This window comes from Paenibacillus sp. FSL H3-0286 (assembly GCF_045040705.1).
Classification (GTDB): Bacteria; Bacillota; Bacilli; order Paenibacillales; family Paenibacillaceae; genus Paenibacillus_AQ; species Paenibacillus_AQ odorifer.
This window is the reverse complement of record NZ_CP150285.1, coordinates 6,084,335-6,098,623: the sequence shown is the minus strand read 5'-3', so window position 1 is coordinate 6,098,623 and position 14,289 is coordinate 6,084,335. Positions and strand designations below refer to the sequence as shown.

Annotated in this window: 7 protein-coding genes; 5 read left to right on the top strand and 2 right to left on the bottom strand. The window is 44.1% G+C overall.

The annotated features are described in order from the left end of the window. The first annotated feature begins 32 nt into the window (after positions 1-32). From MHB37_RS27130 to MHB37_RS27115, 4 genes are all read left to right on the top strand, one after another. A complete protein-coding gene (locus MHB37_RS27130) occupies positions 33-7,409 on the top strand; it encodes a pectinesterase family protein (RefSeq protein ID WP_405168710.1) in 7,377 nt (2,458 codons plus the stop codon). A gap of 208 nt (positions 7,410-7,617) precedes the next feature. Further along, a complete protein-coding gene (locus tag MHB37_RS27125) occupies positions 7,618-8,544 on the top strand; it encodes an EamA family transporter (RefSeq protein ID WP_076130480.1) in 927 nt (308 codons plus the stop codon). A gap of 162 nt (positions 8,545-8,706) precedes the next feature. Further along, positions 8,707-9,495 (top strand): isocitrate lyase/phosphoenolpyruvate mutase family protein, encoded by a 789-nt coding sequence (locus tag MHB37_RS27120; protein WP_076130461.1) that lies wholly within the window; start codon positions 8,707-8,709, stop codon positions 9,493-9,495. Positions 9,496-9,502: 7 nt separating this feature from the next. After that, positions 9,503-10,573, top strand: coding sequence for a bifunctional transcriptional activator/DNA repair enzyme AdaA (locus tag MHB37_RS27115; protein WP_076130462.1), 1,071 nt, complete (start codon positions 9,503-9,505; stop codon positions 10,571-10,573). 37 nt (positions 10,574-10,610) lie between these two features. On the opposite strand, the gene MHB37_RS27110 is transcribed toward MHB37_RS27115, so the two are convergent. Then, positions 10,611-11,276, bottom strand: a complete 666-nt coding sequence (locus tag MHB37_RS27110; protein WP_076194117.1) for a TetR/AcrR family transcriptional regulator — start codon at positions 11,274-11,276, stop codon at positions 10,611-10,613. After that, entirely contained in the window at positions 11,269-12,471 is a 1,203-nt protein-coding gene (locus tag MHB37_RS27105) for an MFS transporter (protein ID WP_339244927.1), read from the bottom strand. The genes MHB37_RS27110 and MHB37_RS27105 overlap by 8 nt, the downstream gene beginning before the upstream one ends. Before the next feature lie 261 nt (positions 12,472-12,732). On the opposite strand from MHB37_RS27105, the gene MHB37_RS27100 reads away from it, so the two are divergent. Further along, the gene (locus MHB37_RS27100; RefSeq protein ID WP_076194119.1) at positions 12,733-14,271 is read left to right on the top strand and encodes a response regulator; all 1,539 of its coding nucleotides are present in this window, start codon (positions 12,733-12,735) and stop codon (positions 14,269-14,271) included. The last annotated feature ends 18 nt before the right edge of the window (positions 14,272-14,289 follow it).

Sequence of the window (14,289 nt, the reverse complement as noted above, 5' to 3'; positions counted from 1 at the left end):
TTCTTATTCCAATAGATATTAGGAGGTCTTGTATGAAGAGAAAATGGTTATCCGGGGCGCTGGTTGCGAGTCTTCTTGCAACATGTATGCCATTTGGTGGTGTCGAGGCCGCTTCTTTGGAAGCGCTTCCTGCTTTTCCGGGCGCGGAAGGCGGCGGCAAATATGTAACCGGCGGAAGAGCTCAACCTGTGTATGAAGTAACGACGTTGGCTGATTATGGTATCAAGGAAACTCCGATCCCCGGCTCCTTCCGCGATGCGGTAAGCCAAAGTAATCGGACCATTGTTTTTCGAGTGGGGGGAACCATCCATCTGAAGGAATCCCTCAAGATTACCGGCTCAAATCTGACGATTGCCGGGCAAACGGCTCCAGGTGACGGAATTACAATTGCCGACTACACAACCTCTGTTGAAGCTGACAATATTATTATGCGCTATATGCGTTTCCGGTTAGGCGACCGGGTAGCTAGTGAAGATGATGCTTTTGGATCAAGGTACCATAAGGATCTCATTATCGATCATAGCTCATTCAGCTGGTCGGTGGATGAAGTGGTCAGTCTGTATGATAACGAGAATACTACTGTGCAATGGTCGATATCCGCTGAAAGCATGCTGATGACGACACACCAAAAGGGACGTCACGGCTACGGAGGAATCTGGGGTGGCAAAAATGCCAGTTTCCTTCACAATCTGATTGCTCATAGCACCAGCCGCAACCCCCGTTTGCCGACGGTGACCAAATTGGTGGACCTGACGGAAATGTCTAATAACGTTATCTATAACTGGGGATTCGCTTCGACCTATGGTGGGGGAGCAGAAGATTATCGATATAATATCACTAACAATTATTATAAAAATGGTCCAAACACCTACACCAGTGTAAAAAATCAATTGTTTGGGGAAGTGTCACCAGAAACCCGGTTGTTTATAGATGGGAACATCATGGATGGTAATCCGAAGGTTACTGAAGACAACTGGAAGGGTGTGCAAAAGTATTCGGATATCTCTAAGCTTACGGAGCCGGCAAAGATGCCTAACCCCTATGCGGCAGTGTCGGCGGAAGAAGCCTACGCAAATGTAATGGCGGATGCCGGTGCCACTTTGCCAAGGCGTGATGCTTACGATGCGCGGGTCATTAATGATGTGAAGAATCGCACTGGACAGCATATTAATTCACCTATTGAAATAGGCGGTTACCCAGACTATACAGAGACAGCTTCCAATGTAATCGACATGGATCATGACGGTATGGATGACAGCTGGGAGATTGCTAATGGACTAGACCCTACCGATTCTGAGGATGGTAAGAAGACGACGTTATCTGCGGAGGGCTATACGAATCTAGAAGTGTATCTGAATGATCTGATTGTTTTGGGAAAAGCAGGGAATGAGCATACAGACAATCCTGTAACCGCTATCAATTATCCTGTGAATAACCAAATCATAGAGTCAGGCAACAATGTGAAGGTTACAGCCTCTGCCAGTGATAGTGATGGTATTGCTAAGGTGGAATTTATCGTTAATGGTGTGAAGCAAGCCGAAGCTACCACAGCACCTTATAGTTTCGATTGGAACAATGTGCAGGATGGTACCTATTACCTCGTTGTTCAGGCTATAGACAATAAGGGTCTCAAGACACAATCTGATAACGTGGCTATTCATGTCAACACGTCTGGATCCGTTCTTCCTTGGACTTCGGTGGATATTGGCCATCCAGGGATAGCGGGAGTGACTACGCTTCATCCGGATAGCGGGAAGATTACGCTCAAATCGGCTGGACTTATCGGAGCAACATCAGAGAGCGAAACGGCTGTTGATAATTTTCATTTTGCTTATCAAACCCTGACAGGCAATGGTGAAATTATTGCTAGAATCGACTCCGTAACGGGAACTGACGATTATGCCAAAGCAGGTGTCATGATTCGTGATAATCTCAATGAGAACTCTAAAATGACAATGCTGGCAATCCCTTATGTCAAATATGGCAAGAAGGGAGTTATGATTACCCGCTCCACCACAGGAGCCAAGGTGGTAAAAACAGAACCGGACAGCTTCATCAATACACCTTATTGGGTGAAGCTGGTTCGTCTTGGTAATGAAGTGACAGGTCTGGTATCGCCGGATAAAGTAACATGGAGCAAGGTAGGCACGGTGAAGCTTGACCTGAATGATACGGTTTATTTTGGTCTTGCAGCCGATGCCGCTAAGGTAGATAACGAGGTTAATCGTTATAATGCATCTGTCTTCAGTGAGGTGGAGCTGAAACCGCTTAGTGATCAGTTTCCTACTGCGCCCCGTGGTCTTACAGCGACAGCAGGTGAGGAAAAAGTGAAGCTGAACTGGGAGGATGTTGGTTCTGCCAAGTCGTATAGTGTTAAACGTAGTGAGGTTTCAGGCGGTCCATACAAGACGATCAATACTGAAATTAAAGATAGCCTGTATACTGATTCCGGACTCAGCTCCGGAAAAACTTATTACTACGTGGTCAGTGCTGTGAATGAGCTTGGTGAAAGCTTTGATTCCGATGAGGCCAGCGCTACGGCTGAAGGTGAAGCAGGTAATGTGTATTATGTGGATGAAGACTTTGAACAGGTTGCTGTGGGTGTGACACCAGAGTATTATGATGTGACTCCAAATCCACAGACTGAAATTCAAAAGGTTATTGTATCTCCCACACCGTCTGACAGTAAGGGGAATACGTCAGATCAAGTGTTGAATGTGTTCGATGGTGCGAACGGCAGCGTGCAGTTTATCCGCAAATTCGCGCCAATTACGGGTGCACTCGTTATTGACACTGACTTTATGTTTGCGACAGAATCGGGAACCTCGGTGTTCCTGCAGGCCCAGAGTACAGATGGAAGCAAAACGGCATTCTCCATTGAGAGCAGAAAGCCAACGCTTCCTGAAGCTACAGGTAAATATACGCTAACCATGAGCAGGGGGAGCAGTCAGTATCATCAACTGATGAACTCTTATTCCCTAAAACAATGGTATAACCTGAAGCTAAAGGTGGATGTGAACAACGATAAAGTGGATGTATATATTGATGATCAGCCTGCGGGCTCTTTTCCGTTCACAACTACGAATTTCGCCAGCTATGGCATTGGGCGTATTTTGTCCAAGACTCCAGGCGGCGGCTCAGGAAATTATTACTTAGATAATTTAAAGATCTATGTTGAGCCGATTGAAACACCGCTTGGACTGACTGGACTTCCAGGAAACCAAGCAGCCCAGCTATCCTGGCCTGCTCTTGAAGGGGCAACTTCCTACAATATTAAGAGAAGTCTTAAGAGAGGGGGGCCTTATGAGACTATTGCCAACGCTATTACAGAGACATCATATATTGATACTGAAGTTACCAACGAAACTACCTATTATTATGTTATCTCGGCGATGGCGCCGACTGGTGAATCGGGAAATTCCAATGAAATTAGTATTACCCCATCCGCTTTGGCGGTGAAATTGCCTGCGCCAGAATCGTTCGCGGCTGTAAGCCGGAATACTCAGCTGGATCTCAGCTGGAATGCTGTGGAGAATGCAGCCAGCTACAGCATCAAGAAGTGGAATGAGACTTCAGGCAGCTATGAACTCGTGGCAAAAGAAATCGCCGGCACAACTTACCGCGTCGGAGGTCTGGCCAACGGGCAAACCTACCGTTACGTCGTATCTGCAACAAATGTGGCCGGAGAGGGAAAAGAATCAGCGCCTGTTGAAGCTACTCCGCAATCTCCTTTGGGAACGCCTGTGGTTTCCATTGAAGCTGGTGACAGTGTAATGAAACTCAGCTGGCCAGCGATTGAGGAAGCGAGCCAGTATATTGTCAAACGTGCCTCATCGGCGAAAGGTCCTTATGAAGTGCTCGGGTCTGATTTATCAGGCACAAGCTTTACTGATAGTGGGCTCGTAAACGGAACACCGTATTATTACAAAGTCAAAGCAATAAATGGTACCCGTAGTAGTCTAGATTCAGTTGTTGCCTCAGCGGTTCCATACAAGAATTCCGGCCAGCCGCAGGCTCCACAAGGAGTTAGTGCTGAGCCTGGCAACACTGATATCCATCTGACTTGGAATGTAGCTGATGGAGCTAGCAGCTATCAAATTCTACGCTCGGAGAGCGGTGGCAGCTATGCGGTCGTGGCCGAAGGCATCGAAGCAACCGATTATACCGATAAAGGCTTGATCAACGGAACTGCCTATCAATATGCGGTAATCGCCATCGGTGATAAGGGTGCCAGTCTTCCATCCGAGGTGGTCAAGGGAATTCCAGCTCCTGTCATTATTGTTGCTCAGAATGGGACAGGAGATTATAAAACGATTAATGACGCTATTCAAGCAGCACCTGATAATAGTGCCCTAACCACGATTATTAAAGTGAAGAACGGCACGTATAAGGAGAAGGTGCTTGTACCTTCTAGTAAGATGAATATTAGTATCATCGGTGAGAGCCGGGAAGGTACCGTACTTATTAACGGTGACTCCGCGAAAACCATTGGCTCAGATGGTAAAGAAATGGGCACCAGCGGCAGTTATACACTAAAGGCTGCTGCAACTGATTTCACACTGGAGAACATGACGGTTGAGAACAGTGCTGGGCGGGATGCCGGTCAGGCAGTCGCTTTATATGCTGAAGGAGACCGGGGAGTGTACAGAAATGTTAAGCTTCTAGGATATCAGGATACCCTGTTCGCAGATAAGGGAAGAGCTTATTTCGTTGACAGCCATATTGAAGGTACAGTGGACTTTATCTTCGGTAATTCCGCTGCTGTATTCGAGAATAATGTGATTCAAAGTGCGGGTGCTGGCTATGTTACTGCGCCTTCCACGGCAGCGGGTAAGCCTGGTTATGTGTTCATCAATAATCGACTAACTGCCAGTGAGGACGTTGCTGCTGGAACCGTTGATTTGGGCCGGCCATGGAGAGAATACGGCAGCTCTACCTTCATTAATACGGAGATGGGAGCTCATATTCGTGCTACTGGCTGGCATGAATGGTATGAAGGTCGTTCCAAAACTGCACGGTTCTCTGAGTTTTTAAGTTACGGAGAGGGTGCTAATGCAGCTTCACGTTACAGCTGGTCCAAACAATTAACAGCAGAAGAGGCGGCTGCCTATACGATTGAAGCTGTGCTTGGTGGAAGTGATGGCTGGAATCCACAGCAATCCAAGATTTTAGTGGGACAAGAGCAGATACCTGCGGTACATGTCTCTTCAATTACTTTAGCGGGTAAAGATGGAATTAGCAGCATTGAGTCGAAGGGCAGTGCCTTGCAGCTGCAAGCCTCTGTGCTTCCAGAAAATGCGACGAATCCTAAAGTTATCTGGACGGTAACTGAAGCAGATGGGGTAACCTCAACGGATAAAGCGGTTATTGATGAGAAGGGCTTGCTTACAGCTAGAAAGAACGGTAGCGTACAAGTAACTGCGCGAGCTATAGATGGAAGTGGAGTATCCGGAAGCCTAGAGATTAACATCAGCGGACAAGATGAGATTGCCCGTAATCTGCCCGCTGCAACGCTGAACGGACCGGTAACAGTGGTGGCAGGACAGGATTTCACTTACCGTGTAGGGCTTACAAATGTTACTACCTCCGTCTACAAGGAAGTGTATGCTGTAGACTTTACCATGGCTTATGACGTATCTGGTGTGGAATTCGTATCCGCTCAGACCTTGCCAGACGGATTCAGCATCACTCATATTAATGAGGACAGTCCAGGTCTAATAACAGTTAGTGTAGCTGGAACGGAGGCAGGTAATATCCTGACCGATGATGCGGAATTCTTAGAAATGATCTTCAAAGCGAAGAAGACAACCCGTGAAATCGCCGTGCCGCTTGGATTTATTTCTTTCCGAGGATCCAACACAGATGTTGAATTTGACATCCTGCATGAGGCACAGTCGGTTGTTCATGTCATTCCTATATCCGTCATGGAGATAAAAGTCTCCTCCAAAGATAATGTGAGCGAAATCAAGTCAGGGCAAACCCTGCAAATGGCAGCTGTAGTCCTGCCGGACCATGCATCCGATCCAGCAGTGAGCTGGTCAGTAGTGAATGAGGATGGATCAGCTACTGAGCGAGCAACTATTACGGATACCGGCTTGCTCACTGCAATTGCAGCAGGCACGGTAACCGTGAGAGCGACAGCTAAAGATGGCTCCGGTGTTGTAGGCACGATGTCCATTGAGATTAAGGCAGAATCGCAGGTTTCAGAATCGGGCGGTACTTCATCTTCAACGACAGTCAAACCAGTGAAACAACCGGAACCAACTGTGAACGCAGATGGAGTTACTCTTTCCGTGACAGCGGATGTGAATGGTAAAGCTATTGCAGAGGTATCCTCAGCGATTCTGCAACAAGCAATTGGCTCAATGCAGAATGGAGTATTGAGAATCACAGTGAAGCCATCCTCTGCCAGCTCGGTGGTTGAACTGACCTTGCCAGCTCGTGAGTTGGCTGGAGCGGGAGCAAAAGCAATTCAACTTTTAGAAATAGACATGGGATTGTCTACGTTCCGAATAAATGCTGACCTGCTTCTTGCGATGGCAGGATCTGACGCCGTAAGCGTTAAGCTTGTAGTTGGCAAAGTTGACGCGAAGACACTGTCGCTTCAGACAGATGTCGGGGATATTTATGAGTTTAAGTTCTTTGTTGATGGCAAACAGTTTGACAGCTTTGGGCGTGGACTGAAGGTTGAACGGGATTACAAACCAAAGACAACTTCAGGTGTAGAACAAATAGTAGTCTACCAAATCCGTGAAGACGGGACTGTGGAGGTGGTTAGAAACTCTCAGTTTAATCTGACAACTGGCAAGATCATCTTTAGACCAGACAATTCCAGCAGATTCGCAGTAGGATATGCGGAAAATTCCTTTAAGGATATCGCTGGACTAGGCTGGGCACAAAATAGCATTCAAGCCCTCGCCGCCAGAGACATCCTGAATGGCACCGGAGATCATAATTTCGGGCCACAGCTGAATGTAACTCGGGCACAGTTCCTAAAGATGCTGATGCTTGCATTAGAGCTAGAGGAAGGTAATGCGGCAAGTACATTTAAGGATGTTTCGCTGGATGCTTGGTACTACAGCTCCGTTGCTGCTGCTCAGCAGCTAGGAATTATTCAGGGCAGATCTGATGGAACCTTCGGTGCTAATGAAACAATTAGCCGTGAGGAAATGGCGTTGATGGCTTATCGTGCAGCACAGCTCGCTAAGCTTACGGTCGTGGAAGTGGACCAGCCAGTGAATTTCAATGATGCCGCTGATGTTTCAGCCTACGCTCGTGAGGCTGTACAATTCATGAGCGGAGCAAAGATTATTCAAGGTGTGGGCAAAGATAACTTTGCACCTAAAGCCAATACAACTCGTGCTCAGGCAGCTGTTATTGTCTATCGATTGTTCCAGCTAAATCCTTAAATTTCAAGTTGACACCCTGTGTGATTTATCATATTATGATTGGAGTTGTTATAAGTAAATAAACCAAACTCTATCCAGTGGATGGAGTGGCGGAACTTTGTCAAAGATGTATTCTTTGGTTTCAATCGCCCCTTGTCATTTCGATGACAAGGGGCTTTATTATGTTAATGAGCTTGCTCAAGAGAAAGGGAAGAGGTTTACGATGAATATGAAGTTATTCAAATATGCTTTACTAGTTTTTTTAGGCGCTTGTAGTTATGGCTCACTCTCTACGATCGTCAAACTTGGAATGAACGATGGCTTTAGAATGAAACAATTGGTAGGATCACAATACTTTTTTGGATGGTGTATGCTGCTCTTGCTGGTCTTATTATTTTCTCGAAAGAAATTAGGGCTAAAAACAGGCGGGAAATTATTAGCCGCTGGGATCACCATCAGTTTAACTGGCATTTTTTATGGCTTCGCCGTTGAACAATTACCTGCTTCGATTGCGATTGTACTGTTATTCCAATTTACTTGGATCGGTGTAATTCTGGAGGCGGTTGTAGATCGAAAACTTCCTAGTCGGGAAAAAGTGATTTCGATGGTTATCCTTCTAATTGGTACAGTATTAGCGGGGGGCATCCTTGAGCCGAGTATAGGTGGAATTACGACCACTGGTGTGATTTTTGGCTTAATGTCAGCCGTGTCGTTTGCTTTCTATATTTTTGTGAGTGGAAGAGTAGCTACGCAGGTGCCTGCCGTTAATAAAAGCTTGTATATGACCACTAGTGCAATGGTTATTATTATGACTGTTTTTTCGCCTTCGTTTTTATATGACGGTGCGATTACCGATGGGCTTTGGAAATACGGCCTACCTCTAGGTTTGTTGGGCATCGTAATTCCAGTTCTGTTCTTTTCGATCGGGGTTCCGAAGCTGGGTTCAGGTCTAGGCGCGATTTTAGGGGCAGCGGAGTTACCGGCAGCTGTAGTAGCCTCCGTGTTAGTTCTGCAAGAAGAGGTATCATTACTTCGCTGGATCGGGATTATCGTAGTTCTGATCGGGATCGCAGCTCCACAAATCCTACCGATGGGGACAGGGAAAAAGTCATCCAAACCATCACCGAAGCAATCACTCCGTAAGGTAGAACTTTAATCGGCAAACTGGCATCGATGGTATGATCTGATCCTGAGAGGATTAGATTATCTATCGGTGTTTTTTTTGTGAAAAAAAAGATTGGTGTTAATTTTTCTGGTATCGATAATGGATGTCTATTATATAGTGGTTCTATTCTTAACTAAATGGAGATGACCACTTATGAACACTAAAAACTATGACTATTTTAAAACGCTGCATGATCAAAAAAATCCACTGATCCTGTACAACTGCTGGGATGTAGCCTCGGCTAAAGCAATAGAGCAAGCTGGATCAAAGGCGCTAGCAACCAGCAGCTATTCCATGGCGGAAGCGTGGGGATATTCGGACGGTGAACAGCTTACATTTGAGCTTATGCTTTGGATGATATCAAAGATTGCCGAACGGGTAGCAGTTCCATTGACCGTAGACATCGAAGGTGGATATGCTATAGATGAGGATATTTTAGCGCATAACATGGAGCAGTTATTTCAATTAGATATCTGTGGTATCAATTTTGAAGATCAGATCGTAAATCATCCTAACAATGAACTATGGGAGACCAGCGAACAAAGCCGGAGGATCAAAACCATACAACAAGTAGCCTCCAAACTGCAAAAGCGCGTGTTTATTAACGCTAGAACGGATATCTTTTTCAAGGCTAAGGAACATTCGATGGATCTAGTGAATCAAGCTATAGAACGTACCTATGCTTATGCTGACGCTGGAGCGGATGGGATTTTTATACCGGGGCTCGCTGATCCAAGCTTGATTGAACAATTTGTTGAAAAATCGCCACTGCCTGTGAATATTATGGTTATGGACGGTATGCTTTCAAATCATGAATTACAAAATATTGGCGTGAAACGGATTAGCTATGGACCGCGTAGTTTCTTTCAGGCACAACATAACCTCCAAGAAAATGCCCGGCAAACGCTTGATGCCTCAGGACTTTATTTAGAAATGAGCTAACCACACTATGATAACTAATGAGCAGGATATCGATAAATATTATAAGATGCTGGTCGAGAAAAATTCGAATTATGAGGGCGTATTTTTTGTAGGAGTGAAAACAACGGGCATCATGTGTAGGCCAACTTGTCCGGCTAAAAAGCCATTAAAAGAAAATTGTGAGTTTTTTGCTACAGCCAAGGAAGCCTTATTAGCTTCATATAGACCTTGTAAAAGGTGTCAGCCGCTATCCAATCCAACAAAAATGTCTCCTGAAGTAAAGCTGCTTGTAGAAGCTATTGAGAGCAATCCGGAACGAAAATGGACAGATAAAGATTTTGATGAGCTGTCTATTAGTGCAAACACGGCACGCCGCCAATTTAAGAAACAATTTGGAATGACCTTTATCGAATATGCACGTTCTAGACGTTTAGGACTGGCATTCAAACATATTAGGAATGGGGATTCAATCATTAACGCACAACTGGAAAGCGGGTACGATTCGAGCAATGGATTTAGGGATGCTTTTTCACGAACGATGGGGACTGTCCCGAATCATTCCAAGCAGATTAAAGTGCTGTACTGTACTTGGATAGAAACGATATTGGGTTCTATGCTGGCCATCTCCGATGAAGAGAGTCTTTTACTGCTGGAATTTGTGGATCGCAAGGGACTTGAAAATGAAATCAAGAGATTACGCACTCGTTTAAATGCAACTATATTACCTGAAAAGGTAGCCGTCCTTCACCAAATTGAGGAGGAATTGAAGCTGTATTTCACCGGTGAACTTACGGAATTTACAACGCCGGTTCGTTATCTGGGCTCAGACTTTCAGCAAAAGGTGTGGAATGAACTCCGGAAAATACCTCTGGGACAGACAGCTTCTTATAAGGAGCTTGCAGAGAAAATCAACAATCCTTCTGCTTGCCGCGCTGTAGCAAGGGCGAATGGCACCAATCAACTCTCAATCTTGGTTCCATGTCATCGAGTGATAAATAGCAATGGTGAATTGGGGGGCTATGGAGGCGGGCTTGCCAGAAAAGAATGGTTAATCAAACATGAGTCTAACCGCTCCTTAAAGGAGAATAATTTTATTTAACTACTTCTCTCTATTACGGAGAAAGTGATGGGTCCCCTTACTTCAAGGCAGGAGATTCATCACTTTCTGTACTTAAATACTGAACTAACATGTCCACAAATCGGTTAGCAATTTGAATATCCTGAAGTTCGTTGTTGAAATCGTCTTTGGAAATCAGGCTCATTTTCTGCAATAAACCCATCATAGACGTGAAGATGAAATGAGCAGTGGATAAGGGTTCTGTATCAAATTTTAATGATCCATCTTTAACTCCGGCCTCCAGAGCATCCATTAAGAAATGTCGTTCTTTACCCCGCATCACAAAATTTCTGTAATTTTCTTTGAGTTCTTTACTGTAATCATAGGCTTCAAAATGCAAATCGAATAGAAGAATGAATTTGATGTAACCTGGGTGTTGCCGGGCATAATCAATCCAAGCATTAAGCATCGAAGCAAGCATTTGCTTACCATTCATTTCAATTGAAGAAGGTGCGCTTCTAACAAATTGCGTCATGCTCTCCAGAATTTCCATCTGGACCTCAAAAATCAGTTCGTTCATGGACTGGAAATGCTTATAAAAGGTAACCCGGCTTACACCAGCCACGTCGCAGACATCCTTAATATTAACTTTGAGAAAGCTTTGCTTCATAAAAAGATCCTTCGCCGCAGCAATCAATTCTTCCCGGTTTCTGTTTTTTAAATTCTGGTGCCAGTTCTCAGTGATGGGTTACACTCCTTTCTTGTTCTTTTTTTGGTTTTTGTAAGGTGATGAAAAAGGCAGATGCCAGGATAATTGCCCCAAAAATATAGGGGATATCCATGTGTTTGTCAAACATCAATCCCGCTAAAATGGGTCCAAGTATGTTTCCTATGCTGGTATACGTTGTATTTAATCCGGCAGCATATCCTTGCCGATCACCAGCTGAGTTGGCAATCAATGTACTTACTGTGGGTCGTAAAAAAGCATTAAAAGCAAAAAATAAACCGGATACAACTAATAAATAACCTAAATTGATCTTGAATATCATCAACAATAAGGTTATAGCGGTCATCACCAATGATATACGTATAAGCTTTATCTCGCCAAGTCTCTTAATCAGATGATCAAGCAGCCAGATCTGCACAATAATGCCTATAATAGCACCAACCGTAATAATGATTGAGATTTTCGTTGCATCAAAACCGTATTTTTGTTCCACAAAAAGGGCGTACACCGTTTCATAATTCATCAAACCAAATGTCATAATCAGAATGAGCAGCAGATAGCGGAAATAGGACGTCCGGAATGAATTTACGATTTGATTACGAATGGCTTCCCGAGGGGCCCATTTGTTAACGGATTTCCGTTTTTCCTTTGGGAGTGTCTCTGGCATATAAAAACAAAGTATCGTAGCGATAAGCCCAAGTCCACCCGCAAAAAAATAAGGCATCCGTATGCCAAACCCAGCGATAATGCCGCCTAACCCTGGACCAAGTACCATACCCAAATTCATGGAAGCCCCCAAGTACCCCATACCTTTAGCGCGGGTTTCATGGGTGGTGATATCAGCGACGTAGGCCATATTGGAAGGAACCATGATTCCGATACCTATACCCCCAATAAATCTTGCGATATAGAGTAGGGGTAATGTCGTAGAGACAGCAAATATCAGATCTGAAAGCACGGTTAAAAACATTCCGGAAATGATCATTGATTTTCTTCCCCATTTATCCGAAAGCTGTCCCCCTATAGGTGAAAAAATAAACTGTGCTGCTCCAAAAGCTGCAATAAGATATCCGGCAGCAGCTCCTGACGCATTAAACAGCTTCAGATACTCAGGTAGAATGGGAATAACCATACCTTGCCCTAATAAAGCGATAAATAGATTCAACATCAGAATGAAAAGTGGAAATCTAGCAGACTTAGATAAGCTGCTCATATCTTTGCCCTCCAATATGGTTTACACTATGTAATTCTTTACTCAATGTAAACCATGATAATGGAATGATGGGTCCTTGTAAAGGTGTATCTGAAATATAGGATACGTCGTTTTTTGTGCGTTTTTTCAAGTAAAAAAAGTACTGTTTTAAACAAAAGAAGGAAAATTTATGAATTCACATCATTATCCAAGTATGATAGCATGATCTATATATTTTGGTGTAAAGCGCGGGCTTATCTTAATAAGATTGGAGCGAACATCATGCTTAAGGTTCTGATCGTGGACGATGAACCCTGGGTTCTTGAGGGGCTAAGGACGATGATCGACTGGGAAAAATTCGGTTATGAAGTTTGTGGTGAAGCTCAAAACGGCACGGATGCGATGAGGCTTATCCAGGAGAATAAACCGGAACTGGTTCTTACGGATATTAATATGCCTGTAATTAACGGACTTGAGCTTATTACAAAGTTGAATGAGGTCATGGAGAAACCTCCTAAATTTGTGATTCTGTCTGGATATGATGACTTCAAGTATGCACGTACGGCATTGCGCCAGCGGGTAAATGAATATTTATTAAAACCCATTGATGATGAAGAAATAGAGGCTTTATTAAGCAGGATCACTCCAATAATCCAAAATGAAATCGCTTCCAATGAGGAGTTTGATAAAAAGCAATTTTTTATCGTAAATAATATCATCAACCGCCTGATCCAAGGGGAGTATAACGAAAATTTAGAGCTTCTAACCCGAAACACCTTGAAGCTTCAAGCGGATGCAGAGTTAATGTGTATTCTTATCGAACCGGCCTCCTCTATGAATCCATTCCAACCGCAGATAAGTGATTATTTTTCCGAGGAACACTTCTGCTTCTTTCAAGACGGATCGGGAAGAGCGGGGATCATTCTTCAGTCTGCTTCTATCGGCAATGAGAGCCTGGAGACTATCGTCAACCAGATGCATTCAGATCTCACTGAACAATCACAGGAGCTGGTCTTTTTAGCACTTAGCAGCAGAATGGTCGGGGTGAGCTCGATTCGAGAGATTTATAGGCAGGCACTTGAGGTATGGAAACGAAAAACGCATCAGCAGAAAAGAGGGGTCTTTTATTATAGTGAGCTTAGGAACCTGAAAAAGGAAGAACCTCATGAGGACCATTTCAGACAGCTGCTGCATAAGGTCCAAACGAATGATACGGAACAGATCCAGCCTTGTGTAAAAGAAGCGTTCACTGCTTTCGTTGAGAATCTGCTGACCCTTGAAGTTGTAAAAGCAAAAGTGGCCCATTTAGAGCTTACGATCTGTAGAATTATAGCTCAAATGAATGGAGACCCGGATACGATTATGATTAAGCTTCAGCAAGAATACGGAAATCTAGGTGAGCTTAGTGATTATTTTATATTAAGCCGTTATGTACAAAGTCTGTGTGAACGGGCTGCCGTCTATCTGTCTGAACTAGAGCAGCAGAATGAACAAAATACGATTTACAAGGTTATTCAGTATGTGGATCGGGAATTTCGGAATAAATTAAAGCTTCAGGATTTGGCACAACAATTTCATATTAATTCTACCTATTTGGGACAACTGTTCAGAAAGCAAACGGGTCAGGGTTTTAGTGAATACCTAAATGCCAAACGGATTGAAGAGGCAAAAAGTCTGCTGAAGCGAACACAGTTAAAGATATCGGATATAGCGGTGCAGGTGGGATTCTCTAACACTGATTATTTTATAGATAAGTTTAAGCTGCTTGTAGGGGTAGTACCATCCGTGTATAAAAATGAGAATAAGAACCAACAGCTCTAGGGGAAGCAAGGTGTTTCA